Below are 25,598 nucleotides of genomic sequence, written 5' to 3'. Positions count from 1 at the left end.
CAACGCTAATGTGCAGATTGCCTTATCAGAAGCAGGGTAATGGCCAAAATCTCTTAACGCAAAATAGGGTTATTCTACCTTGAAACGTTATAAAACTCTAGTGAGCAACACTTGCTCTACTATAAGAAATGCTCAACAAGCAGTTCACTGCAATCAAAGGTGGTTACTGGATAGCAGTTTATCTAGCTGAGTGATTAGCTAGCAGTAGCGTCTGCTTGAAATGAACAATACGTTACAACTCTAAAAATGCAGCTTTATCTTTAAACATACATTCTTCATAGACAGGGCAAGCGCCGCATTTGGGTGTACGTGCCTGGCAAGTATAGCGGCCGTGTAAGATAAGATAATGATGGGCGTCTACGATGAAGTCTTCTGGAATACGCTCGACCAGCTTTTTTTCGACGATGAGTACGGTTTTGCCAGTAGCAAGCCCAGTACGATTACTCACACGAAAGATATGCGTGTCAACGGCCATAGTGGGTTGACCAAAGGCCGTATTTAGCACGACATTGGCAGTTTTCCGGCCGACACCTGCCAGTGACTCTAAGTCTTTGCGGTTATCAGGAACAGTGCTATCAAATTTCTCAATCAAATCATGGCAGGTTTTGATGACGTTTTTTGCTTTGGCATTGTATAAACCAATGTTTTTGATATAGGATTTGAGACCGTCTTCGCCTAGTGCCAGTATTGACTCAGGTGTATTGGCCACAGGGTACAATTGCTTGGTAGCAATATTGACACTGACATCAGTCGCTTGTGCGGACAAAATTACCGCAATAAGCAATTCAAAATTACTGTCATAATTGAGTTCGGTGACAGGTTCATCAATAGTCGCTGCCAGCTTTTCAAAGAATGGACGCACGTTACGATTGGGCATTCGTCTAGAGGGCGGCGTGTCAGCTGTTTTATGTTTGACCGTTTTACTCATGGCATTTTGACTATTATGTTAATGAATGATTGTGCCAAATTATATGCTAGCGCTAGCATTCATGTTAATGATTATTAAAGTATCAATTTATTAACGCATTAATTTATTAACGCATTAATTGCGTAATCAGCTATTACCATTATAGCGCTACTTGCAATGACTCAAGCTCTGCTTGTAAGGATTCGAGCTCTGCCTGTTTCTTATCGTTTGCACGCACATTCAGCTGCTTTTCCAGTTTTTTGATTTTGGTACGGAGCTTGGCAGCAGCAATAGTGTTTTTCGCTTGCGATTCACTGATGTTTAGAGACTGACTTGCTGCATTATTGAGCTTAGCCTCTACCATACTAACGACAGGTCTACTATTGCTAGTATCAGCAAGCTGTTCTGTGACGCGTTTTAAATGAGTGTGGTAGCGTTGTCTCAAATCTTCTTGCTCTGCTATTCGCTCAGGTTCAGATATTTCCCGCTCAACCGTAACTAAGTCAATGCAATCAACAGGGCAGGGCGCGATACATAGCTCGCAGCCAGTGCACAAATCTGTAAAAATCGTATGCATATGCTTGCCAGTACCAACGATAGCATCGACTGGGCAAGCAGGAATGCATTTGGTGCAGCCAATACAGTCATCTTCACGGATCACCGCACGAACCTCGGTCGGACGTTCGGAAGTGGCATCTATTGGCCACTGTGAAGGCACTGCCGTCAGCGTAGTGTCAGGAGTATCTATATCGAGAGTCTGAGCAATCGCATTGGTGACTGGCTGACCACCGGGCACACATTTATTATACGGCTCGCCATCTAATACAATCGCAGCGGCATATGGCAGGCAACCATCTGGATGCTCACATAGCCCGCACTGCGTCTGTGGCAAACAAGCATCCACACGTGCAATTTTTGCCTGCATGTCAGCGGGCAAGGTATCAATGTGTAATGCATTGAATAAGATAGGTAGATTGACTAAGCGTATATTGGTGCTACTTTGCATTTAATTAAGGACCTTAATACCAGTTGTAAGAATTGGTATTAGTATAAATAGAGATAAAGTGTTGAGAAAGCGGTCTTTGTAAAACAGTATTTATAAGAGCACTTGCTCATGTTAGCGTGTTACTTATTAAAAAATAAGATTTAAAGTAAAACGCTTATAACAGAAGCAGCGATTTTAAAGAGATGAGATTGAAAATACAATACTATAGCGTAATGTGGTGTTTATAGATAAGGACTGATTATAAATCTATATTTTGTTCTTTAGCCACTTGGTCAATCAAATCGCGAGCAATACTACCCTTTGGCGGAATTCTGGGTAGGTTTGAGAGATCAAAGAAATCAGCATGTGCTAGCTCATCTTCTTGCAAGATAATATCGCCACTAGCATACGATGCACGAAAACCGAGCATCAAGTTAGAGGGGAATGGCCATGGCTGACTACTGACATAGCGGATATCTGATACGCTGATATTGACCTCTTCTGCGACTTCACGTACTACTGCATGCTCCAGACTCTCGCCAACTTCTACAAACCCTGCGATCAAACCATACATTGGCGGCAGGTTTTGCTGTCCATGACGATGATGGTGAGCCAGTAAGATTTGCATCTCACCTGTCACTGGGTTTGGCCGAGTAATAGCGGTGATGACGCACGGTTGCACGCGAGGGTATTGGCGCAACCGACATACTGGACAAACCATGGCACGTTCGCCTTGGTCAGCATGTACGGTAGGGCTAGCACAGCGACTACAAAACTGCGTATCTGCTTGCCAGCTTAATAGTTGTATTGCCTGGCTAATCTGATCTGATAAAGCGACTGGCAAATGAGTCATTAGTTTTCGATAAGGAACAAAGGTGTTACCACTGCTTTCAGCAATAATTGGTAGCGTCACGTTATGAGCAACTGCATAGTCATAAGTCATGGCGCTCGTCGCTTGAGCGGTAAAGCTATGAGCCATATTGGCGTCAACCGTACCCTTTGCATGGTTGCCAGCGCTATTGTTGTCATCTGATAGCCAATGATTTGGTGCTAGGCTCTCGTGCAGCGTTACGTGACCAACTTGATAAGCTTGCTCGCTTAAGTTATTACTATCGGGCGATAGCTGAACTTGCAAAGGCCACCAACCATCTGGCATTTGACGGCATAAGATACTGTCATCACTTAATACAAAAGCATGAGCCATATAAAATTCCAAACATTATGAAGTAAGTCCGCATCGAGGTGGACACAGACTGTTTTAGAGTAAAGTATCATCAATTCTATGTAAACCAGATACCCAGATATCCATACATATTGTCAGGCTGGTTCAGCCTAATGACTAGGCTAGTTTAACCTAATGACTGTAGCACTTTCACGTGCCTGACTTGTACCTACATTATCTTGAGTTATCTGTATTTAAATGAGATGTCATGGCTCAGAGATAATGACCATGACATGACAATGAGAAAAGTTAAGCAGCAAGTAGGTGGCTTAAGCTTTGTTGACCAACATCAAGCGCTTGCTTGCTGACAGGGCGATTATTTTCAAAACCATCTAAGTGATGATCGACCGCCATGATAACATCAGCGATGCAGGCTAATGTACTGTCTTCGATACGTCGTCCGCCATCGATACGTTGTTCGATATAGTTGGCTAGCTGACTCAGCATGCTGGCAGGTGTGGCCAGTTGTAAGAAACGTACTGCGCCTGCTACTTGACGCATCATCCCAGGAATATTTTGGATGTTGAGCATGTCGCGCTCAGGCTCCGCCAAATAATCATTGATGGCTTGCTCAGCACTAGCAATCGCAGTTCGGCTTTCTTGTATCAAGGTATCATTGGCCGTATTAAGCTGATGCAATGAGATATGCGGATTATTCAGTGGTAGATAGATTGCCCCTGGTGTATGCATCTCTGCCATAGCAATGGTGGCGTTCTCCGCATGCATTAGCGCTAGTAGCAAGTGATCGAAGTCTTCAGGAGAAGGCGCTTGCCAATGGATCACAGCTTCTGCTGCTTCGCTAAGACTATTGGCTGCGTTGGACAGACCTAACAAACGTAATGCCGAACTCAGTTCGGTCAGCTCTTTAATAATCTGTGCTGTCTGCATATCAATAGGGTTAATTGAATCGCCACGTGCATAACTGTCTACGTGTTCTTTAATGTTATTGATCTGATGTTGAATAATTGTGTTTAACGTATCGGTAAGTTCGCGGTTAGGACCGAATAAAAAGCGCTTCATTTGCTCTAGCTGAGCACCTTCTAAATGATTATTTGCATACTGTTCACGTAATTGCTGCGCTAGCTTGTTATCACGTTGACAGGCAAAGCTTACTAAATCTGCAAAGCGGGTATCCATGACTGGTAAATAGCTTTGAAATTGCTGCTCTAAATAGATAAGTGTGTGTTTTTGACTCAAGTTTAATGGTAATACTGCTGCGATATTAGTCACGGCAGCAGTTGCCGCTTGCCAAAACAAACTATCAGTATTTGCAGCGATTAATGCACAGGCTGCACTCATAGCATCTAGCTTTTGCTGATCCGTAGAGTCAATGTTGCCATCTTGATTGAGTAGTGCAATGCCAAGGCCACTACGATACGCGTTGGTCAGCAGCTCTGTGTCTAAATTAAGCGTGCTTAGAGATTCAAAGTTTTGTTCAGGATTGGCGATGATGACACTACTGCTACCAAATGCAGAAAAATAGTCTGCTGTAATAGGAGCTTTTTGACTATGTGCATTAAGCTTGTTAATTACAGGTATCAGTAGAGTAGGCTCTACCGATTCAGTCAATAGGACAAACTCGACATAACGATCCAAGGTCATGATGGCTTCTGATAGATCCATGATCAAATCAGTATCATTGTTGTCACCATTGTCATAAAGTCTCTGTAGACCACCAACAATGGCATCATTCAATGCTTCTGCACCGACCAAAGAAATCAGTTTGAAAATACAAGACAGCTGCTTTAATACTTCGATAGAGTCTGACAACAAAGGTGCCTGACTACTATCATCATTGAACTCACCTAAATGAATTTCAGTATCTTTAAGCGTTGCTATAACCTCATCATGCAGTAAATGGAGTGATGGTAAGTTAAAATCAGTAACACTAAGCGTTGGGGCGGTTAGCTTCATTTGCGCAGACTGGTCCATAAGTATTTTTCCATAATGTACTGATGAGAATAGCAATATTATAAATTTGATTTAGAAAGTATTGGCTAGTGATGTTTTAACGCTTTCTATCATAATAATCAAGACTAAATTATACAAATGTCGGTTCAATAAAAATTCGAACGACAATTATATGCTAGCTTTTAGGGCAGGATAATCTTCTGCCAAAGCGGCATACCAGCTTTGGTCAGCAGTTTCATCCGCCGTTGATGCCAGCAATAAATTCGCTAAATTGGCGAAACTTGCATGAGCGGTTTGTCCGCCATCGGTATCTGTATCCTCTTCGATGGCAAGCGTGACCTGTCCACCAGTCATCGCCAAATAAACTTCGGCTAAAATCTCTGAGTCAAGTAATGCCCCGTGAAAAGTACGGTCTTGCTTACCAACATCTAGGCGACGAACGAGGGCATCTAGCGTGTTTTTTTGCCCAGGGTATTGCTGCTTGGCCATCGCCAGTGAATCGGTTACTTGCACTCGATTAGCAAAGTTATTCAGACCAACTTTTGCAAACTCCATATTTAAGAAGTTCATATCAAAAGTAGCGTTATGAGCGATAATCTCAGCGCCGTCCATAAAGTCATACAAAGACTGAGCCACTTGATCAAAGGTTGGCTTATCGGTCAAAAATGCTTCAGAAATACCATGAATACGAATGACTTCGTCATCCATGCCACGCTGCGGATTGATATAAACGTGCAGCTTTTCACCAGTAAACTTACGTCCGACCAGCTCCACAATACCGACCTCGATAATACGGTCGCCTTTTAGTGCATCAAGCCCTGTGGTTTCTGTATCCATGATAAGCTGACGATCTGCTTCATGGCGGTGTATCGGCTTTGGTAGTAGCGGCTTAAAATGTGGGTTAGCACGGCTAGTATCACCATCGAACTTAGGGGCGTCAGATTCTACACTTGGCAACATATCATTGTCGACGGTATCATCTAGGTGCGTTTGAATATCTGGCATAGCTTTGGTACTCGTCGGGTTGTATGTATTGTCTTGATGGCTGTTAGATTCTACAGCAATGTCTTCATTTATCTTAAGGGTGTTAGCTGTACTTTGACTATCTTCTCTTAGCGGTTCAGGTTCTAATAGCGCTTCATCAAACTCATCGTCCATCATATCTAGACCCAATGGATCAAAACTTAGCCAGTCAGCGCTAGACGATTTTTGCAAGGTATCAGTGTTGATGTCAGCATTAGGATTAATGTCATTCACTATTTGGTCTTTTTTTTTAGTCGTATCTGCTTCACTGACTATAGCTGAATGGCCGCTGTTTGAGGTGACACCTAAGTTTGCCAGCTCATCTGCTTTTTCGTTACCAGCATGTCCAGCGTGACCCTTGACCCAATGCCAGCTAACATCACGCTGTTGGCAGAGCTTATCCAATTGTTGCCATAGGTCTTGATTGGCGACTGGCTTTTTACTGGCAGTTTTCCAGCCCTTTTTCTTCCAACCTTCAATCCATTCGGTTATGCCTTTTTTGACATAACTGGAGTCAGTCCAAATCTCAAGAGTGTGCTCATGCGGGCTATGGGTCAGGGCTTGTATCGCACCCATTAGTTCCATACGGTTATTGGTGGTTTCTTTGTCGCCGCCGTATAAATCTTGCGTGCTGCCATCACTAAATATCAGGTGTGAGCCCCAGCCACCAGCGCCAGGATTGCCTTTGCAAGCACCATCAGTATAGGCCACAGTGGTATTTGTTTTAGCAGCCAATGGATCAATCGCGTTGTCTTTATGAGTGTTTGGCATTGAATTACGGTTATCTGACATAAAAGAGTATGGACCTGATAAGTGGTAAGCATAGGGTAGTACTAGAGCATCTCGTTTACGTTATTCGAACGATGATGATGACGTTGTGAGTATAGCAAATCTATCATAAATATGGGCAGTCGTGACGCACAAAGTCAGAAAACCGTTACGGTAACTTATAACATAATAGTAACGTCTTGGTTTTCTGTTAAAATAGCGAAGCTCGCTGAAAGCCACTGATTTTTTAATGACAGAGCTGTCTTTGCTACAAAAATGCCCAAGCGCATTTTTTGTATCTGCTATTTGATGGTTTTTTGACAATAGTACACTTAATAAAAGTTTTTAATGCATGATTGCAGGATAACCCCATTATGTCCTTACGCTCGAATTTATTTAATAAGAGACTGACGTATCTGATGCTCAGTGTGACTGCCAGCAGCGCGATTTTTCTGAGCGCTTGTAATGATACTAGCCCTCAAGCGGATACGGAGGTTGCGGCAGACCTGTCTGTCTTTGAAGGTTGTTATACGGTGAGTCAAGATGAGCCTGCTCAGATAAAGGTCAGCCAGCAAGATGACACTTGGGTGATGCAGATGAAAGAACCCGTCACTGCTAAGCGCGTCTGGGATACTCCAGAGCCGTTAGAAGTGATCGAGAATAGTGACATACCTCAGTTTTTCTCTATTGATCCAGATAATGTCGATGCGGTTATTGGTCGTCCTGATCGAGTGCTTGTATTGGCGCACGTCAAACCAGCCTACGCAAATATTGATCCGCTCTTAGACAGTGAGTACTTGTCGTATATTTACCGAGGTGCCAACACAATCTACCGTGTGGAGTGCGATGAGGTGAATACTGATATTTTAGCCAATCCACATGCCAATCTTGTTATCGATAATGTTGATGACAGTATTTAAATAAGCGTTGACGATAGTCTTTAGATAAATATCATTGTTGGTGGATAATATTTGCATAGACAGTATTTTGTTATAAACAGTCATACCATTAGAGTTAAGCGATATGAATTTTTTTAGTTACGTGGTGTTAGGCGGGTTTTCTTATGCAGCTGGTTGGGTGGTAAGAACGTATGTATTAGACAAACAACCGACGCCTGAGCAGCCTTATAATTTGAAACATCCTGCGATTTTGGCATATTTGGGTGCATTTTTTATTATCATGCTGATCGTCTCTTGGCTGCTTGGTCGCTATGCACTTGGTCATGCTGCGATTGATTTACCTTTCATTATTGTCAACAGCCTCGTTGCGACATGCGTCTACTCGTTTGGTCTCAATCCAGAAAAAGCTAATTATGAAGTGCCTGATTAAAATTTAACGACAGATGAATCATGAAAACTAAAAAGCCACGACCGAAAAGTTAATTTGCGGTCGTGGCTTCTTCGATAGTGCAGTTTTTAATAGCTGAAAGTATTAATATTTATGAGGCTTTCTTAAGATTAGTACCAGTCTCGTCGCTATCTTTCTCATCATTACTAGTTTTATCGTTATCAGTCTTATCCGTGTCGTTCTTATCTTCTAATTTATCCTTAGTAGCTGATTGTTCTTGCTTCCACTCTTTGTATTTTTGCAGATCTTTTCTGGCCTGCTTTAAACAAAATTTAAGTACTAGTGCATCATCGATATGTCCGATAAACGGAATAGAATCAGGAATGAGGTCAATTGGATTTAGCACATAGAGCGCACCAACAACGCCAGCTGAGATTGTTTTGAAAGGAATCTTACGGTAGTCACCTTTATAATAGTCTTTGACAAGACTCATAAATAGCATTAAATCATCACTAAACGGCTCAAGATAGCCGCTGTCCTCTAACTTTTCTTTCAGCTTGTCTTCTTTGCCCAGCAAGTATTCTAAATTAGAGTCAAGTGACTTGTTTTTATCCGTTTTTTTATTAAACATAATTATTACCTTTTGTTTTTTGCGATGAATTTGTATTTACAGTAACAAATCTGATCGACCTATATTGTGTGTCTCAGTAGCGAAAAAGTAAATATCGGTAAAGATTAGGCAACCATCAGTGTCAGAAAAGCGTCTACAATATGCTGCCACAAGGTCTAAAAACACAAGTCATAAAAATAAAAGCGATAAGGTAGCAGTAAGATATGAGGATTAAGCGTCAGGCATGGACAGATAATAAAAATAGTCGTGCAACTGAAACAACATCTGGGCTAAACCGTCGGCAGTTTCTACGTCGAATCGGTGTGAGTGCAGGCACAGCAGTATTAGCGAGCCAAGGTATGTCTCAAGCGCTGGCAGCCAGTCCTATCGAGTCTGGTCATAGTACGCAGCTGACCAAGGATGATCTGCCAACTTCGTTATTGGATGATAGCTCATCATCACCAACGTCACAGGAATTATTGACGCAGACAGGTTGTATCACGCCTACGATTGAGACGCGACTTTTTGCTAGCTCTAACGTTGGTGGTAGTGATGAGCGTAATCAATTGGCATTAGATCGTGTGGCTTGCGCTGGGTTTAAAGTAGAGAATCCTGCTATTACCAATCGTCAGTATTTACGCTTTGCGGGAACGGACTCACAGCGTGCTAGCGATTTTCAAAATCTTGCCACTGGGGCAATAGCCGCGCCAAAGCTGCTGCTAGGTGTGCGCGGTGGTTACGGTGCCATGCGCATATTGCCTATGGTGGATTGGGCGACGCTAGGACGGATTATGAAGGAGCGTGGCACGATACTCGCAGGCTTTAGCGATGTAACGGCTATTCAGTGTGCGCTATTGGCAAAAGGGTCAATGAGCTCGCTTGCCGCGCCAATGCTCTATAGCGAATTTGGTAAAACCGCGCCCGATAAAGTCAGCTGTCAGCAGTTTGTTGAAGCACTAACCAATCCCAATCTAACTATCAGCATACAAGACGCTACCTTAACCAGTCAGCAGCTACCTGCCATACTGACAAAGGGTGAGCCAAAACCATTAACTGGTACGATTTGGGGTGGTAACTTAAGTGTCGTATCAGCGTTGGCAGGTAGTGAGTATTTACCGCGTATCGATGGTGGTATTGTGTTTTTAGAAGATGTCGGCGAGCAGGCATATCGTATTGAGCGCATGTTATATGACTTACATCTCGCAGGTATCTTTAAAAATCAGCAAGCGATTGTATTTGGGGCATTGTCTGGTACAGGCGAGGACAGCTATGACAAACGTTATGATGTCGGCACAGTCATTCGTCAATTGCATGAACTAACAGGATTGCCGATATATAGTGGTATGCCTTTTGGTCATATCGGCAAAAAATACAGTTTTCCGCTAGGAGCAACTTGCCAGATGAGTCCTGATGTAAATGGCGGCTATCAGTTGGTATTTAACGATTACCCAACTATAAAAGCTGATGCTATCCAAGTAGAAGGGTTGTGGCAAGATGCTTAAACGTTAAGCACCGTCTTTTTTAAATAGCCAACCGCGAAAACTTATCTTGGTACTCTTTAGGCGTCAGCTCTGTCGCACGTTTAAATAGACGCGTGAATGAAGAGATATCATCATAACCTACTTGATCGGCAAGCGACTTTATCGATACATCGCCTAATTCAAGTAAGCGTTTGGCTTGTTCAATTCTGACAGCCTGAATATACTCAATCGGTCGCATCGCCACGCAGGACTGGAAGCGCCTGTTTAAAGTGCGCGGGGTAATATTTACCATAGCGGCTAAACTACTGACCTGCAAAGAATGTTGAAAGTTTTCTTCGATATATTCTTGTACTTGTTTAATCAAATGGTCCGAATGCGGCTTGTGCAACGTCACATTAGTGTAGCTATTTTGACTACCTCTTTTGCTATCGATGATTTGAGTTTTTGCCACTTGTGTAGAGATTTCACGTCCGCAGTAGCGCTCTATTAATAATAGCCCCAAATCATAAAAGGCACTGCCACCAGCTGCACAAAATATATTGCCTGACTGGTTTGTTGACTCGCTTCTTGAATGGGTCACAAACTGATTCTCTTGTAAGTCCACCAATGGAAAGTCTGCCTTAAACTTATTGGCATAGCCCCAGTGTGTGGTGGCTATTTTGTGATCCAATAATCCTGCCTTTGCCAAAAAAAATGCTCCGCTACAATTGCTTGCTATATCTGCCTTGGTATTCGCAAGCCGTACTAAATGTGGCAATAGTTCACTATTTTGCTTCAATACTTTATCAATAGAATCGCCAATGGTGGGCACAAGCAATAAATCACATTCTGTCACGTCTCGGATATCACAGTGGGCTTGCATGATTAACCGATTACTGCACCTGATATCACCGCCACCCAAGCTTGCGATTTGCACATTAAATCGTGGCTCTACAGACTCATTTGAAAAGCGCTGCCAACTGACCCCGGTGAATGAAAACAAGTCCAATGCGCCAGAGAGTACACTGCCGAGCACACCATCGAAGCCAAGAATAATCATTTTAAAAGGTTTGAAATAGGGCATAAGTCATTCGTTTCCTTTGCTGTACTGACCAAAATAGTCATTATTTGGTTGATTTTAACCAGTTAGATACTCTGTCTATGTCTTATTTGACCATAATTATGTCATAAATGACAATACGGACAAGTATCAAATTAGACTAATATCAATTGATAACCACATTTAATCAGTTAACGAGAATACTATGGCCGCAGATACCCTCCTAAACGATTTTGAATTACCTTTCCAATTGTATGATGTGCTAGGTACAGAATCACTCACTGAACACGCAAAGTTCTCAGAACATAGCCGCGAGACATTTGATGCTGTGCTAGAGACGGCGAATAAGATTGCAACAGATTTATTTCTACCGCACAACCATATCGCAGATAAGAACGAGCCGCAGTTCGATGGTAAAAAAGTCAGCATGATAAACGATGTAAAAGTCGCTTTTGATGCGTTCCGTGATTCTGGCTTTATCGCAGGTCGTTATAGCTTCGAAGACGGCGGCATGCAGTTACCTGAGACAGTGATGACAGCTGTGGCAGGCTACTTTATGGCAGCCAATCCATCAACGACTGCCTATCCATTTCTGACCACTGCGGCAATCAACGTCATCTCGCATTTTGCTAGTGATGATATCAAAGCAGCCTTTATGCCGCGTATGCTGACAGGTGAATTCACCGGCACCATGGCATTGACTGAGCCGCATGCAGGTTCGTCGCTTGCCGATATCAAAACCATCGCTGTAAAACAGGATGATGGCTCGTACCGCGTCAAAGGCAGCAAGATTTATATCTCAGCAGGTGATCATGAGTTGTCTGACAATATTGTACATTTGGTATTGGCCAAAGTGCCAGGTGGTCCAGGCGGCGTCAAAGGTATCTCTTTATTTGCCGTGCCTAAGTATCGCTTGAACGATGACTTGTCTGTTGGCGAGCGCAACGATGTACATCTGACTGGACTGATTCATAAGCTTGGTTATAGAGGTGCGACTTCTACGGCATTGAGCTTCGGTGACGAAGGTGCATGCCATGGTTATCTAATCGGTGAAGAGCATTTTGGTCTGCGCTATATGTTCAAAATGATGAATGAAGCGCGCATCGCTGTCGGTTTTGGCGCATCGATGGTGGGTTATCGCGGTTATCAGTATTCACTTGATTATGCCAAAGACAGAACGCAAGGCAGAATCGCCCCAAACAATAAACCTGAAGATGCAGCAACCGCTATCATCAATCATGGTGACATAAAGCGCATGTTACTCGCGCAAAAAGCTTACTCTGAAGGCGGGATTTCATTATGTCTATATGGCTCAAACTTGATTGACCGTATCAACACTTGTGAAGGCGAGACCCTAAAAAATGAGCTAACAGAATTATTAGACCTGCTCACCCCAGTATTAAAAGCATGGCCATCTGAGTATGGGCCAAAAGCCAATGATTTGGGTATTCAAGTATTGGGCGGTGCAGGTTATACACGTGAGTATCAAGCCGAGCAGTTTTGGCGTGACAATCGCCTCAATCCCATTCATGAAGGCACAAATGGTGTGCAGGCATTGGATTTGTCATTTCGTAAGTTGTGGCAAAAAGGTGGTTTGGGTATTCAAATTCTTAAACGTGAAATCACGCAGGATTTAGAAAGCATCACTACACCAGAAACGGCTCAATTGGCAGGTAAGCTGATGCCTTATATGGGTCACTTGCATGAAGTATTGGTGCATCTCAGCAATGTGTTACAAACCGAAGAAGCTGTGACATTGACGGGCAACGCGCAAGCATTGATGAACATCTTTGCCTCAATTGTGCTGAGCTGGATCTGGATTCGTCAAGCAAGTAAGGCTGAGCAGCTATTAAGCACCACGCAAGATACTGAGCAGCAGAACTTTTACAAAGGCAAGATACAAGCGGCTAAATACTTCATTGATTGGGAATTACCATTAGTTAAACGCGACATCGAATTATTAACCAACACCAACTCGGTTTGCACTGATATGCAAACGGAATGGTTCTAAGGACAACTCTAAGGAAAGAGACATGACAAAAATGAATAAACAGTGGCGATTAAAAGCAAGACCGGTAGGCGAGCCTAGTGCCGAGACTTGGGATTATACCGAGACAGAAATCCCGACTATCACTGATGGTCAGCTGCTGATTAAGGTTGAATATATCTCTATCGATCCGGCGATGCGTGGTTGGTTGAACGATGCCAAATCTTATATCGCACCGGTTCAGATTGGTGAAGTCATGCGTGCTGGTACTGTAGGTGAAGTGATTGAAAGCAAGCATGAGAAATTTGCGGTTGGTGACTATGTCGCAGGTCACGATGGCGTGCAGTCCTATGCCGTCAGTGATGGTGCCAATCTGTACAAAGTTGATCCAAAACTGGCGCCATTGTCTTATTACTTGGGCGTGCTCGGTATGCCCGGTATGACAGGGTATTTTGGGTTGCTAAAAACAGGTCAGCCAAAAGCGGGTGAGACCGTGGTCGTCTCTGGCGCAGCTGGTGCCGTTGGTAGCTTGGTTGGTCAAATCGCCAAAATCAAAGGCTGCCGCGTCGTTGGTATCGCGGGCGGCGCTGAGAAATGCAAGTTCTTAGTCGACGAGCTTGGGTTTGATGCGACGATCGATTACAAAAATGAAGATGTCAAAAAAGCACTGAAGAAAACCTGTCCAGACGGCGTCGATGTGTACTTTGACAACGTAGGCGGTGATATCTTAAATGACGTGCTTACTCAGATTAATCTACATGCGCGTATCGTCATTTGCGGTGCGATCAGTCAGTATAACAACACCACAGAAGTCAAAGGCCCATCGAACTATTTATCATTATTGGTTAATCGTGCACGTATGGAAGGCATCGTGGTATTTGATAATATCAAAGAATATCCAGTCGCCATGAAAGATATCGCTGGCTGGATTCAGTCAGGTGATATGAAAGTGAAAGACCATATTGTTGAAGGTATCGAGACGTTCCCAGATACTTTGATGATGCTCTTTAACGGTGAAAACTTCGGCAAACTAGTACTTAAGGTAGAGGGATAGATCATGACACTGAATACAAACGGAATTGCATCAGATGTAACGGGTAAACGAATTTTAATCACGGGCGGTGCATCAGGCATCGGGGCAGCAAGCGCATTATTGCTAGCCAGTCGCGGCGCAAAAGTCGTGATTGGTGATATGGCAGAAGAGATGGGTGCTGCAGTTGCCAAGCAAGGTCAAGATGCTGGCAACAGTATCGTCTTCAAAAAAGTAGACGTGACCAGTGGTGATGAAGTGCGTGCGTTGTTTGACTTTGCAGTAGAAACGCTTGGCGGCCTAGATGTTGTGGTAAACAATGCTGGTATCGACCATAAGCCTTCGCCGATGCATGAGCTGAGTGATGATGACTTCGATCGCAATATTGCAGTGAATTTAAAAGGTGTGTGGCACTGTATGCGTGCTGCGGTCAATTGTATGATACCTAATGGCGGTGGTCATGTGATTAACGTGGCATCTATTGCTGGTCTACGTTCAGCGCCTATGATTTCAGCTTATAGCGCTGCTAAACATGGCGTTATGGGTCTTACCAAATCTGCTGCCCATGAGTATGCTCGCGCCAATATTCGTTTTAACGCGGTATGCCCAAGTTTCATTGATACGCCAATGGTACGCAATACCATGGCAACGATGGATGAGCGTACGCAGCAAGCAACGATCAAGGCCAGTCCACTGCGCCGTCTAGGTGATGTGAATGAAATCTCTAGTGCGATTGCATGGCTTGCCAGCGATGAAAGCAGTTTTATGAATGGTCATGCCTTCACCTTAGATGGTGGTATGCTAGCGTAACCGTGATCGTTGAGCGCTCTTTGTTCAGTTTATTAGTGCTCGATAATCGCTGTTAGTTATGACAGCGATTATCTGCGTTTAGTTATCTAGTTTTAGATACACGTTTTAGATATATGAATTCAGCGCTCGAAAATTATTGAAAATATAAAGTTTATAAAAATATAAGGAATAACGATGAAAGATCTATTTGATTTAACCGGTAAGATTGCTCTAGTAACTGGTGCTAGCCGTGGTATTGGTGAGTCTATTGCTCGATTATTGGCATCAAGAGGTGCACATGTGATTGTCTCAAGCCGAAAAATCGATGCTTGCCAAGCAGTCGCTGATAGCATCAAAGCTGACGGTCACAAGGCCAGTGCTTTTGCTTGTCACGTAGGAGACATGGAGCAAATTGACGCAATTTTTGAGCATATTAAAAGTGAATTTGGTCAAATTGATATCTTAGTCAATAACGCTGCAGCCAACCCTTACTATGGTCATATCTTAGATACAGATTTAGCAGCTTTTGATAAAACGGTTGAAGTTAATATCCGTGGTTACTTCTTTATGTCGACGGCCGCTGGCAAAATGATGAAAGAGCAGGGTGGCGGTGTCATCTTGAATACCGCATCGGTCAATGGTTTAGTAGCAGGCGATAAGCAAGGTATCTACTCAATCACCAAAGCAGCTGTCATCAGCATGACCAAAGCATTTGCTAAAGAATGTGGCCCACTTAATATCCGTGTCAACGCGCTATTGCCAGGTTTGACGGATACTAAGTTTGCCTCTGCATTGACTACTAACGATAAAGTCTTAAAAATGGCACTACACTCAATTCCGCTAGGACGTGTGGCTGAGCCTGATGAAATGGCTGGCACCGTATTGTATCTAGTGTCGGATGCCTCAAGCTATACCACAGGCGCAACAATCGTTGTCGATGGTGGTATGCTGGCTTAATTAGATAATCTATATAGTCATTCCACTATAAAAAGTATTACAGCGTTAACCTCGCTTGAAGTATTACATATACATCTACACTCGGTTGCCTTGTAATACTTTTAAATTGAATCGAATATAAGACATAGGTTAGATAAGAAAGTAATTGTTTAAAACTGAATGAGACTCAAGAACCGCATGAAATAATCTTTCATGCGGTTTTTTGATTTATTTTTTAATGGGGTGTCTAAATAATCTTGGTTTTGTACTAACGAATAAATTGCTAATTTTAATGAGCATCAGCGGTATAGTGGCATAATAAATATGCTAATAGCTACTTACACAATATAATGGGGTCACGCATGGATTCAATTATCAACAATAAAATAAAAACGATTTCTCAAAATAAAACATGGCTGTTTGTGCCAGCGACTCGCATCGATAGAGTAGCGAAAGCCTTTGCTAGTGGTGCAGATGCGGTTATTGTAGATTTAGAGGATGCCGTTGCGCTAGAAGATAAAGCGTCCGCACGCGAAGCATTACAGCAATATCACGACAGTGCAGGTTATCAGCCGATTTGGGTACGTATTAATAAGGCAGGCAGCGAAGAATTCTTTAAAGACATAGTGCTTTGTCAGAAGATGCCACATTTATCGGGAGTATTATTGGCCAAAACTGAGCAAGCAGAAGATATTAATAACGTACATCAGCTTACCAATTTACCCGTGATTGCATTGATTGAGAGTGCGATGGGATTGTATCAAATCGATAGTATGGCAAAAGCAGTCGGGCTCGCCGCGTTTAGTTATGGATTTTTAGATCTGTGCAATGATTTGCAAGTACAAGTAGGAACACCTGCCGCAAATATCATCGCCAATCAAATCCGCTATCAACTAATCCTGACGTCAAAAGTGCACCAATTATCGCCACCCATCGATACTATTTATTCTGATTTCAATGATAAAGTAGGCCTAAGCGCCCGAGTACAGCTATGGTCACAAATGGGTATGTCTGGAATGTTGTGTATTCATCCTAAACAAGTGGCAGCTGTGCAACAAGCATTGCAACCAACAGATGAGGCCTTATTATTCGCACAGCGTGTGATTGAAGAATACGACCGAAGCGGGCAGGCAGTATTCAAAATAGATGGCGAGATGGTCGATGCGCCAGTGATTGAACGTTGTCGTCAACTGTTGGCAAAGTAGCAGACCAATCTATAGTCGGTTCAATATAAGCAGTCGTTTCAATATAATTTAGATACTAGGGCGTGTCCTCAATTCAATCGATAGTTATCTAAATGGGTTAAAAATGGCTAAATCTTGCCAAATGGCGTCAAATAGCTGACTAATATCTCGATATTATCTGCGCTATTTTCCTTGTTTGACTGCGATTTATCTCATTTTTACCCCCATTCTTAAAATTAGGACACGCCCCAGAAAGCCGAGTGAGAGTATTACAAGCAGTATACTAAGCAAGACTGACACCGTACCTAATTTATAGAGGATTGACTATATAATGCTTTATCGTAAACCATATCCATTCACATTCGATAAAAGCATACTATGATTTTTATTAATAATAATATTAGCCTCAATGATAATGAGGTAGAGATCAGCGCCATACGAGCGCAAGGCGCAGGTGGCCAGAATGTCAACAAAGTATCTTCTGCCATTCACTTGCGTTTTGATATTAACAACTCAAGTCTGAGTGATGAGTACAAGCAGCGACTGCTAAATAGCAAAGATAGCCGAATAACAAAGGAAGGCGTACTAATTATCAAGGCGCAGCAATTTCGAACCCAAGAGCGCAATAAAATAGATGCGCTTGAGCGTTTGCAAAGCTTTATCACCAAAACCACTTACGTTAATAAAACGAGAAGGCCGACCAAGCCAAGCAGAAATGCCAAACGTAAACGGGTGGATAAAAAGACCCAGCGCGGTAAGACAAAGGCTTTACGCGGTAAAGTAGATTTTTAGAGAGTTTGTGATAGTAGGTTTTGTCGTTGACAAGTTGTGCGGCAGAAAATTTATAGAGCAAAAGCAATATAGTATATTGCAGAGGTTTTTGAATTTATAATGGTATAGGCGATTAACTATCACCTATACCATTTTTCTAGATTAACGATTTATTTAGAATGCACCATTAAGTCCAATAAATAGGCTGGTCGAGTCGTCGTCATTACCTTGTGAATGTGTGACGCCAGCATTGGCGTTCAACAAGCCAAAGCTTCTAGACAGGCCAAGTGTCATAGCAACGTTATCATCATCAGTTTCGATCGTAGGCGTCTCAAAGCTGATGTTCGGTAGCGTATTTAAACGTGCGGTTACCGCGTCGCGATTGTCACTCAGCTGCTTTTGGTAATGAATATCACCAAATACGTTGAGGTTTTCCATCAAAGTATGATTGGCTTTTAGCCCAAGCTTGCCATATGTCGTAGAGTATTTTTGTTCATCGAACTGCATGGCGATGCCAGACATCTCTTTTTCTTTGAGTCCGTCAATTTTTACACGGCTCGCTGTCGCACCGATATAAGGGGTGATGGCAATGCGACTGACTTGCATAGGGTAGCCTGCCTGTACATTGGCATAGAAGCGCTTGCCATCAGCATTTGACTCAAACTGTTGTCGGTTGCCACCAAGTGTGACATTACGTGTAACATCGACATCCATGTTGCCAAATCCTGCAGCACCATTGAGCTGCAAACCGCCAAGGTTGTTGCTGTGATAGACACCAAAACCAACTTCTCCTAGATCAATATCACTCAAACCTGTGCCAACGTCTGAGTTTTCAAAGTCTTTTTGGGTGATATTGCCATACAAGCCTGTCACGGCGTTGGCTGAGTTAGGATGAGCAAAATCTACGCCAAGCAATACCTGAGTATTATTGTCACCGTCAAACCCTGCAATTTCTTGATTAGCAACTTCACCGACGGCCCATAGTGTACGGGTAGGTTTTTGCTCACTGCTTTGGATTTGGTTGATGTGTGACTGCAAGCGCTCATTGGTTGCAAGTCCAGTGGTCGTCGCAATATGAGGCAAAACGCCTATCAGACTTGGTGCCGTGACAACCGCATTTGCATAATCTGCAATCAATTGATGAGTGCGCCCTGTAGGATGGATACCATCAGCGAAGAAGTAGGTTTCATTAGCATTTACCTCTACAAGATCATCAGGTCCACAAGTTAGAGAGCTATTATTGTCACCGCAGGCTTCATCAGTAACATTGGTAAAGCCATACTGAGCAGGTGATGCAATGATTTCTCGTGACAAGCTAAACATATCTAGGGGTATGATATTAGCCCCAGTACCCGCCACGCCACTGAGCATAAATTGATTGTATAGACCAGTTGCGCCAGTTGCAGCCCCTTGGGCGGCTAAAGCGTCTGCGAGCTCTTGTCCTTCTAAATCAGGATCCGGAAGAAATCTAGGCGTCAGGCCAACATCAGGAATATTAGGCACTAAAATGTAGTTTGCGCCATTATCCTTTAAGGTATTAATTGTGCCGATTTGGCTGGCTACTGCGCCTAGTATGGTAGCTTGAGCATTATCAGAGTCTTCACCCGCTGCCAGCAAATCATTTGCCCCTGCCCACACGACATAGAGTCCATTAGGATCGACGTTGTTATCAGCTAAGTAATTATTGACTTGACTATTGGCAGAAGCAATGGGAACACCACCAGGGAACACTTCATCTTCACCTGCTCTTGCACCGCCAATAGCATAGTTGTTGCCAGTTTGAGGACTACCAAACACCACAGGGGTAGCGGTTGTACCTAGTTGCTCAGCAAATGAGGTCGCCCAGGTATTATCAGGGTTAGTAGTGAACTGAGCAGGACCTGGCACAACTTGGCTAAAATAGCCACCATCGGTCAAGCTATCACCAAAAAAGGTGACACTGTCATAAGCATTTGCGTGAGAAATACCAGCGATAGATATGCTGATAGCAAGCATACTTTTGGTAAAAGTTTTGAGAGTGGTATGGCCAATTTTAGAACGTGAGGTATTACGAGGCATAGCGACTTCCTTGTCATCAATGTAATAGTTTGTCAACCGAGTGTAACCACTTTTTAGAAAGCTAGCAATCGTTTTGATTGCAAAATTGCAAGAATATTCCCTTATTTAAGTAAGTTTTTAGAGCATAAAAAAGGGGTATTCAAGTATTAAAAAATCATACTGTCTCGCTCACATAATATTTTGTTTCCTTCTATGTAATTATGCTGTAAGCACCTGATTTTTATTCAGTTATTTTTATTGAAAAGTATAAAGTATAAGGCTTATCTATTGATATTGCTTGTTTAACCCAAGTAACTGCCCAATTATATACAGTATAAACTCAACACTCCACAGTAAGATAATCAGGCCAAATTCGTATACAGACGTCACTAGCGGCTAGCTCAAAGTATAGTTAGGAGTATCAATACTATAGAGACTGGAATTAAGCTTGTTTTTGTGGACGCAATAATAAGGCAAGTCCAAGCGCTATAAAAGCGGCGATACCAGATATCATATAACTGATACTAAAGTCTCCAGTGGCTTCTGCAAGATAGCCTGCTGCCACTGGCCCGAGAGCCTGTCCACCTGAAAAGGCAAAAGTCAGCGCTGCGAGCGCACTTGCCGCCGCCGCAGGCCCGAAATAATCACCTGCAGAAGCTGCCATAATGACAGGCACACTCCAAACCACTAGGCCAAACAGTATAATTGACAAATACAGTCCTGAATGCCAATCAGTAAGTCCGACCAACAGATAAGCGATGGCAAGAAAGAAAAAAGCCAGCGCTAGACCAAGGCGTCTACCAATGTGGTCAGAAATCCAGCCAAACAACATGCCTGAGAACATGCTCAGCAGCCCAATCCATGCCCAAACACCACCAGCAGTCGCTTCACTCAGCTGATATGAGCCAACCATACTGGTCACGATGAAGGTGACGTAAACCATATAAGTAGCACCATAAATAGCAAAGATGACACCTAAATGTACGAGCAGCTTAATATTGCTACGTTCTAGCTTTTTCTTATTTTTAACAGGTAAGGTGGGTGCGCGCCCAAAAGGATTTTGACTAACATCGTCTGGATGGTTACGAATCAAAGTAAAAGTAAGCCAAGCTACCACAATATTAATCACGGCAAAAATTAGCCAACCTATCTGCCAAGACAGTAGGGTAGAGATAGGTAAGAGTTTGGGTACGACAAAGCCTGATAAAATGATACCAAAGCCGGGTCCCGCCATGACCAGTCCTAAAGCAAGCCCGCGGTGTGAAGGGAAAAACCAATGCGACATGACGCTCATCATTGGTAAGACCACGCCGCCGCTACCAATACCCGTCAACACATAGAGCGCGCAAAGTATTGGAAAACTGGTGGTAACAGTCATACCGAACATAGAGACAGCAATGAGGAGGAGGCTTGCCGTCGCAGTCGTTCGAGTACCTAATCGAGGTAGGATAAAGGGGCTTAGAAGCACCGCAACGAGATATCCTATCAAGTTGGTAAATCCCAATATGCCGCTTTGGGTATAATTTAATCCTAAAGAGGATGACATGGACGGTAGTAACATGCCAAATGCGAATCGTCCTAACCCAAGTCCGCAGAACATTGCTACAGAGCCTGTCGCAGCAACGATCCAAGCATAATGCAATTTACCCAATCTGAGGGGCGCAGTGTTATCTTGATTTCCTTGATCTTGACTGTCTTGTTGAGTCATTCGATCAGACATCACGAATCTCCATCAAGTTGAAAATTCGTAATATATATCGTTACTAAATTTAGATCGTAGGTAATGACTTCCTTGTGTTGAATATTATCCATTTCACACTCATCCTTTTGTGCTTAATCCTTATCAGTCCTTTATTAAGTATACTTATAGCCTAAGCATACTCATTTCCAATAAAATTAGTATAACTGCACCTGAACGTTCGTTCAATGAATATATAGGCAATCCTCGTAATGCTTTCATAGACCATAACAAAAAATGCCAGCCCATTTAGATGGCTGGCATTCTGCTTCTTGTTCTCTGACGGTTCCTTCCCGACTGCTATTTTTGGCTATCCTTTAATATCGACTTATTATTTAGCCAAGTCGTTTACTCAGTTCAGGAAAACGCTTGATCATAAATAGCATCAAGAGTAACGCCACAACTGCGATAGCCGCACCGGTGTACCCTACGCTAGATAGTGAGATATGCGTCACGGCATAACCGCCGAATAGCGCACCCGTACCAATCCCCAAATTAATAATACCTGAGAACATCGACATTAGCATGTCTTGCGCATTGACATCGACCATGATGACTTTGGCCTGCATTGAAATAATCAGTAGCATGAGTGCCGCGCCCCAAAGTAAGGCGATAAAGCTGAGCGCCCATACAGAGGACACTGCTAGCAACAGCGCAAGCATAGACACGAGCATCAGTATGGTCGATATCAGCATCAATCTGGTATTGAACCGATCGCCCCAACGACTAAAAATCACACTGCCCACAATTCCTGCTGCACCGAATAGCAACAGTACAAAAGTAGCAGCGTTTTCACTGATATTGCCAACTTGGCGCATAAATGGTTCTATATAAGAATAAGCCGTATAGTGCGCTGTAAAGACTAATAAAATAAGCAGGTACAGACAGACCAATAAAGGGTTTTTAAGGAGTTCTGGAATCTTTCTAAAAGATCCTTCAAACATACTAGGTAGCGTTGGTAAGAGCCTCGCTTGTAGAATAAATACAATTAAGGCGATGACGCCAATACCGCCAAATGTGGCACGCCAGCCAAACCATTGTCCGACTAAACGTCCCAGCGGCACACCCAGTACCATTGCTAACGACGTACCAGTCGCCAGTACGCTAAGCGCTAAGGCTTTTTTGCCTTCAGGCGCGACGCGTATCGCGATGGCAGCTGTGATCGACCAAAATATCGCATGCGATAACGCAATCCCAACCCGACTAATGAGTAGCACATCAAAGCTCCAGGCGAATACGGACAGTACATGACTGGCAATGAATACTACAAACAGTCCTAAGAGCAATCGCTTGCGCTCAAATCGACTGGTCAATAGCATCAGTGGTAATGACATCGCTGCGACAATCCAAGCATAGAGTGTCAACATCCAGCCGGTCTCTGCTGTCGTAATAGAGAAGTCTTGAGCAATGTCGCTCAACAGCGCCACAGGGACAAATTCTGTGGTGTTCATAATAAAGGCACTAACGCCCATCAAAAATACTTGAAAATACTGAGTTCGGCGAGCGTTTGAGCTGGCCTCATTGTTATGTGTCATAAAATCCAATACAGATGCAAATACTACGTGTGATAGGTCAAAGTGGGGCAGGCTTAATTAGAATACAAGGTTTGCGGGGCAAGATAGCAAGCCCACGTCAATCGTGAAAGGTGTTTTTTGATAAGGATTGTTAATTGGACGTTTATTGAGGATACTTGAATAATATGAAACTGTCGTTAATTATACTTATTGTGTTGGGCTCCTTGCTAACGACTAAACTACAATTCATTTAAAAAGAAGCGACACCAGTTGTCGTAGAAGTTTTAAACGGCTTTATTTTTATGTGAGCTTATATTATAGTTATTAGGTCAGGCAAAATGACATGAGGTAAAAACCAGTTAACCCTCGGGGCGCAATGCTTCACTTTTTAACTGAGTCTTTAAACGCTATCTTAGCGAATTTTTTCTAGTAATGTTATTTACGTTTTATCCTAAACTTCTGCGCCTGTACAAACCTAAAAAACCATATTTATTAATGAACGAAAAACCTAGCAGAAAAAAGCTCGTTAACATTGCAAAAATATAAGCAATGCAACAGCGAAAAACTGTGGCTAAAAAGCCTATCGGAATTAAAAAAATACTACCTTACCAAGTCGATTAATTTACGTAACTTTATAGATAATGACGTCATTTAAACGATGGCGAATAGGCTCGGCTGGCTTGAAATCAGCATTCATAATATAACAACAACGAAAAACTGCAGCGAAAAACCAAAATCAAAATAATAAGGATATAACGATGACGACATTAACGTATCAGTTTGAGAAAAAACGGTTAGACAATATGCAGTGGTCGGGTGGCTCAAAGCTATCTGGTATAACGGCACTAGCAAATGATGAGAAAGGCCGAGTACGAAAACAGCCATTGTTTTACCTCGAAACGGTTTCTGTAGACAGTTATGAAGATGATATTTATTTCGTGAACAATACTAATGAGACGCTCAGATGGGTAGCACCCTTTAAACCCTATCGAAGCATAAAAGAAGCACGAGCGGAGTTAGGCGATAGCAGTGATGAAAACTTACGTAAAGTCACGCTCTATAGTGATGATATAAATAGCGTGTATCAGGATGTACTGCCTAAGCAGGGCGTGCGGATTGGTAGTACTCATATTATGTATGACAGTGATGTGATGATGCAGTGGTTCGTACATGTGCCTTATAAAGGGCCAGATACTCATTATGCGATTTGGCAATTTAATATAGTAGAGAAGGGCGGGATTCGTGGAACTTATTCATTGTTATGGGATGATTTTAGTAAACCCTCGCACATGGTGAGTTGTGACTGTTTGTTTGATCAAGCTGATATGCCGATAGAGGTCAGTATTTACGAAGAGCGCTGTGCAATGCTTGACAGGCTTGTCGGGTCATTTGGGGTGTCGAATGCTATATTCATATTGGCGATCAATGATGTGCTCTATTGTTATGGCGTGGGCTGGAGCGCGCCCTATAGCGAGTCGGATATACAAGCGCAAGACATTGCGATGAAACTAACAGAACAAAAGCCAGAAAATGCAGAAGCGGTGAAAGCCATTGTCCAAGCGGTTTATGATTTTTGGTTTAACGAAGGTTTTGCAAAAAATATCTCAATGCAGGCTTGTGAGGAGATTTTGAGCTTGTATCAAGCGCAGATTGCTAGTCAAAAACGAGATTAATTTATAAGCCAAGTTATCAAGAATAAACCTAAATAATAATTAAAAAAGGAGAGGGTTATGATGTTTCCTATTGAAAACAATGATACGTTTTTACTGTTTTTTCATGGTCTCGATTCTAGCAATGAGACCAGCAAATATACCTGTATCACGCGTGAGCCAAAATACTGTCAAACGGTCAATTACCGCGAGAGTTTTGCAGAAATATTTGAGATTTATGATGCATTGATTCGCGAGAAAATGACACAGTATCCTCGAGTGGTGTTGGCAGGGCATTCGCTTGGTGGTTGGTTTGCCAATCATTTTGCGCATAAGTATAACTTGCGCGCGCTGTTGATTGCGCCTTGTATCTATCCAAGTGAGGTATTGGTTGACCGTATCCCTGACGTGGCTGATATGAAGCTGTCTTTTCCCACGACCAATACCGAGATAGTACGAGTTATGGTAGAAGTCGATGATGAAAGCTTAGACGTAGCGGTCGCTAGACGAACCTTAGTTAATCTGCCTGATAGCTGGAACATCGATTATTTTGTAGGCGGTCATCACCGTATCGCTCGTAGTAGTGATATCTGGTATCACGTAACTCATCTGTGCGAAGACCCCATCGTTTGGATGGATGAGGCAACATATCATGGTGAAGACTAATAGCAAGGGCAGTCAAAAAACTGTCGCGACTGATGGATAAATAGACCGCTAAAAATAATTGATT

21 protein-coding genes are annotated in these 25,598 nt (G+C 42.9%); 11 read left to right on the top strand and 10 right to left on the bottom strand.

Annotated features, from left to right (window positions below; all coding sequences use genetic code 11):
* Positions 1-232: 232 nt before the first annotated feature.
* The 5 genes from nth to dnaQ all read right to left on the bottom strand — a co-directional run bounded on the left by nth (position 233) and on the right by dnaQ (position 6,840).
* The gene (gene nth / locus JMX07_RS03670; protein WP_201606352.1) at positions 233-928 is read right to left on the bottom strand and encodes an endonuclease III; all 696 of its coding nucleotides are present in this window, start codon (positions 926-928) and stop codon (positions 233-235) included.
* A gap of 139 nt (positions 929-1,067) precedes the next feature.
* The gene (locus JMX07_RS03665) at positions 1,068-1,913 is read right to left on the bottom strand and encodes an RnfABCDGE type electron transport complex subunit B (RefSeq protein WP_201606351.1); all 846 of its coding nucleotides are present in this window, start codon (positions 1,911-1,913) and stop codon (positions 1,068-1,070) included.
* 238 nt (positions 1,914-2,151) lie between these two features.
* Positions 2,152-3,096, bottom strand: a complete 945-nt coding sequence (gene nudC, locus JMX07_RS03660) for an NAD(+) diphosphatase (protein WP_201606350.1) — start codon at positions 3,094-3,096, stop codon at positions 2,152-2,154.
* Positions 3,097-3,363: 267 nt separating this feature from the next.
* The gene (locus JMX07_RS03655; RefSeq protein WP_201606349.1) at positions 3,364-5,046 is read right to left on the bottom strand and encodes a hypothetical protein; all 1,683 of its coding nucleotides are present in this window, start codon (positions 5,044-5,046) and stop codon (positions 3,364-3,366) included.
* Between the two features lie 147 nt (positions 5,047-5,193).
* Positions 5,194-6,840 carry a DNA polymerase III subunit epsilon gene (gene dnaQ, locus JMX07_RS03650; protein ID WP_201606348.1) on the bottom strand — a complete coding sequence of 549 codons (1,647 nt, stop codon included), beginning with the start codon at positions 6,838-6,840 and terminating at the stop codon, positions 5,194-5,196.
* Positions 6,841-7,190: 350 nt separating this feature from the next.
* Here dnaQ and JMX07_RS03645 point away from each other — a divergent pair, with 350 nt between their 5' ends.
* The gene (locus tag JMX07_RS03645; protein WP_218870141.1) at positions 7,191-7,736 is read left to right on the top strand and encodes a hypothetical protein; all 546 of its coding nucleotides are present in this window, start codon (positions 7,191-7,193) and stop codon (positions 7,734-7,736) included.
* 103 nt (positions 7,737-7,839) lie between these two features.
* Complete coding sequence (locus JMX07_RS03640) at positions 7,840-8,145, top strand: hypothetical protein (protein ID WP_201606347.1); 306 nt, start codon at positions 7,840-7,842, stop codon at positions 8,143-8,145.
* Positions 8,146-8,254: 109 nt separating this feature from the next.
* Here JMX07_RS03640 and JMX07_RS03635 read toward each other — a convergent pair whose 3' ends face one another.
* Complete coding sequence (locus tag JMX07_RS03635; RefSeq protein WP_201606346.1) at positions 8,255-8,734, bottom strand: YkvA family protein; 480 nt, start codon at positions 8,732-8,734, stop codon at positions 8,255-8,257.
* Positions 8,735-8,937: 203 nt separating this feature from the next.
* Here JMX07_RS03635 and JMX07_RS03630 point away from each other — a divergent pair, with 203 nt between their 5' ends.
* Entirely contained in the window at positions 8,938-10,215 is a 1,278-nt protein-coding gene (locus tag JMX07_RS03630) for an LD-carboxypeptidase (RefSeq protein WP_201606345.1), read from the top strand.
* A gap of 19 nt (positions 10,216-10,234) precedes the next feature.
* Here the strand turns inward: JMX07_RS03630 and JMX07_RS03625 are convergent, their stop codons facing one another.
* Positions 10,235-11,257, bottom strand: a complete 1,023-nt coding sequence (locus JMX07_RS03625) for a GlxA family transcriptional regulator (protein ID WP_101205632.1) — start codon at positions 11,255-11,257, stop codon at positions 10,235-10,237.
* Between the two features lie 181 nt (positions 11,258-11,438).
* Here JMX07_RS03625 and JMX07_RS03620 point away from each other — a divergent pair, with 181 nt between their 5' ends.
* From JMX07_RS03620 to arfB, 6 genes are all read left to right on the top strand, one after another.
* Positions 11,439-13,244, top strand: coding sequence for an acyl-CoA dehydrogenase (locus JMX07_RS03620; RefSeq protein ID WP_201606344.1), 1,806 nt, complete (start codon positions 11,439-11,441; stop codon positions 13,242-13,244).
* 22 nt (positions 13,245-13,266) lie between these two features.
* Positions 13,267-14,274: an NADP-dependent oxidoreductase gene (locus JMX07_RS03615; protein ID WP_201540295.1), complete on the top strand. Its 1,008-nt coding sequence runs from the start codon at positions 13,267-13,269 to the stop codon at positions 14,272-14,274.
* 3 nt (positions 14,275-14,277) lie between these two features.
* Positions 14,278-15,060, top strand: a complete 783-nt coding sequence (locus JMX07_RS03610) for an SDR family NAD(P)-dependent oxidoreductase (protein WP_201606343.1) — start codon at positions 14,278-14,280, stop codon at positions 15,058-15,060.
* A 174-nt stretch (positions 15,061-15,234) separates the two neighbouring features.
* Positions 15,235-15,996, top strand: coding sequence for an SDR family oxidoreductase (locus tag JMX07_RS03605; RefSeq protein WP_198331300.1), 762 nt, complete (start codon positions 15,235-15,237; stop codon positions 15,994-15,996).
* A 341-nt stretch (positions 15,997-16,337) separates the two neighbouring features.
* Positions 16,338-17,180, top strand: a complete 843-nt coding sequence (locus JMX07_RS03600; RefSeq protein WP_201606342.1) for an HpcH/HpaI aldolase/citrate lyase family protein — start codon at positions 16,338-16,340, stop codon at positions 17,178-17,180.
* Between the two features lie 357 nt (positions 17,181-17,537).
* Positions 17,538-17,951, top strand: coding sequence for an alternative ribosome rescue aminoacyl-tRNA hydrolase ArfB (arfB, locus tag JMX07_RS03595; RefSeq protein ID WP_102078834.1), 414 nt, complete (start codon positions 17,538-17,540; stop codon positions 17,949-17,951).
* 153 nt (positions 17,952-18,104) lie between these two features.
* Here arfB and JMX07_RS03590 read toward each other — a convergent pair whose 3' ends face one another.
* The 3 genes from JMX07_RS03590 to JMX07_RS03580 all read right to left on the bottom strand — a co-directional run bounded on the left by JMX07_RS03590 (position 18,105) and on the right by JMX07_RS03580 (position 23,240).
* The gene (locus tag JMX07_RS03590) at positions 18,105-19,988 is read right to left on the bottom strand and encodes an autotransporter domain-containing protein (protein ID WP_201606341.1); all 1,884 of its coding nucleotides are present in this window, start codon (positions 19,986-19,988) and stop codon (positions 18,105-18,107) included.
* 421 nt (positions 19,989-20,409) lie between these two features.
* Positions 20,410-21,687: an MFS transporter gene (locus tag JMX07_RS03585; RefSeq protein ID WP_201606340.1), complete on the bottom strand. Its 1,278-nt coding sequence runs from the start codon at positions 21,685-21,687 to the stop codon at positions 20,410-20,412.
* Positions 21,688-22,040: 353 nt separating this feature from the next.
* Positions 22,041-23,240, bottom strand: a complete 1,200-nt coding sequence (locus tag JMX07_RS03580) for a sugar transporter (protein WP_201606339.1) — start codon at positions 23,238-23,240, stop codon at positions 22,041-22,043.
* Positions 23,241-23,977: 737 nt separating this feature from the next.
* Between JMX07_RS03580 and JMX07_RS03575 the strand changes: the two genes are divergently transcribed.
* Positions 23,978-24,892: a hypothetical protein gene (locus JMX07_RS03575; RefSeq protein WP_201606338.1), complete on the top strand. Its 915-nt coding sequence runs from the start codon at positions 23,978-23,980 to the stop codon at positions 24,890-24,892.
* A 57-nt stretch (positions 24,893-24,949) separates the two neighbouring features.
* Positions 24,950-25,534, top strand: a complete 585-nt coding sequence (locus JMX07_RS03570) for a YqiA/YcfP family alpha/beta fold hydrolase (protein ID WP_201606337.1) — start codon at positions 24,950-24,952, stop codon at positions 25,532-25,534.
* The last annotated feature ends 64 nt before the right edge of the window (positions 25,535-25,598 follow it).

The organism is Psychrobacter immobilis, from assembly GCF_904846235.1.
GTDB classification, from domain to species: Bacteria; Pseudomonadota; Gammaproteobacteria; order Pseudomonadales; family Moraxellaceae; genus Psychrobacter; species Psychrobacter immobilis_C.
This window is presented reverse-complemented; position numbering and strand designations above follow the sequence as displayed.

Bases quoted from the DNA above. Each gene is read 5' to 3' on its own strand.
- JMX07_RS03605 (WP_198331300.1), top strand. From the start codon at position 15,235: ATGAAAGATCTATTTGATTTAACCGGTAAGATTGCTCTAGTAACTGGT.
- nudC (WP_201606350.1), bottom strand. From the start codon at position 3,096: ATGGCTCATGCTTTTGTATTAAGTGATGACAGTATCTTATGCCGTCAA.
- JMX07_RS03590 (WP_201606341.1), bottom strand. From the start codon at position 19,988: ATGCCTCGTAATACCTCACGTTCTAAAATTGGCCATACCACTCTCAAA.
- JMX07_RS03575 (WP_201606338.1), top strand. From the start codon at position 23,978: ATGACGACATTAACGTATCAGTTTGAGAAAAAACGGTTAGACAATATG.
- nth (WP_201606352.1), bottom strand. From the start codon at position 928: ATGAGTAAAACGGTCAAACATAAAACAGCTGACACGCCGCCCTCTAGA.
- JMX07_RS03640 (WP_201606347.1), top strand. From the start codon at position 7,840: ATGAATTTTTTTAGTTACGTGGTGTTAGGCGGGTTTTCTTATGCAGCT.
- JMX07_RS03600 (WP_201606342.1), top strand. From the start codon at position 16,338: ATGGATTCAATTATCAACAATAAAATAAAAACGATTTCTCAAAATAAA.
- arfB (WP_102078834.1), top strand. From the start codon at position 17,538: ATGATTTTTATTAATAATAATATTAGCCTCAATGATAATGAGGTAGAG.
- JMX07_RS03615 (WP_201540295.1), top strand. From the start codon at position 13,267: ATGACAAAAATGAATAAACAGTGGCGATTAAAAGCAAGACCGGTAGGC.
- JMX07_RS03630 (WP_201606345.1), top strand. From the start codon at position 8,938: ATGAGGATTAAGCGTCAGGCATGGACAGATAATAAAAATAGTCGTGCA.
- JMX07_RS03665 (WP_201606351.1), bottom strand. From the start codon at position 1,913: ATGCAAAGTAGCACCAATATACGCTTAGTCAATCTACCTATCTTATTC.
- dnaQ (WP_201606348.1), bottom strand. From the start codon at position 6,840: ATGTCAGATAACCGTAATTCAATGCCAAACACTCATAAAGACAACGCG.
- JMX07_RS03645 (WP_218870141.1), top strand. From the start codon at position 7,191: ATGTCCTTACGCTCGAATTTATTTAATAAGAGACTGACGTATCTGATG.
- JMX07_RS03625 (WP_101205632.1), bottom strand. From the start codon at position 11,257: ATGCCCTATTTCAAACCTTTTAAAATGATTATTCTTGGCTTCGATGGT.
- JMX07_RS03585 (WP_201606340.1), bottom strand. From the start codon at position 21,687: ATGTCTGATCGAATGACTCAACAAGACAGTCAAGATCAAGGAAATCAA.
- JMX07_RS03580 (WP_201606339.1), bottom strand. From the start codon at position 23,240: ATGACACATAACAATGAGGCCAGCTCAAACGCTCGCCGAACTCAGTAT.
- JMX07_RS03570 (WP_201606337.1), top strand. From the start codon at position 24,950: ATGATGTTTCCTATTGAAAACAATGATACGTTTTTACTGTTTTTTCAT.
- JMX07_RS03620 (WP_201606344.1), top strand. From the start codon at position 11,439: ATGGCCGCAGATACCCTCCTAAACGATTTTGAATTACCTTTCCAATTG.
- JMX07_RS03610 (WP_201606343.1), top strand. From the start codon at position 14,278: ATGACACTGAATACAAACGGAATTGCATCAGATGTAACGGGTAAACGA.
- JMX07_RS03635 (WP_201606346.1), bottom strand. From the start codon at position 8,734: ATGTTTAATAAAAAAACGGATAAAAACAAGTCACTTGACTCTAATTTA.
- JMX07_RS03655 (WP_201606349.1), bottom strand. From the start codon at position 5,046: ATGGACCAGTCTGCGCAAATGAAGCTAACCGCCCCAACGCTTAGTGTT.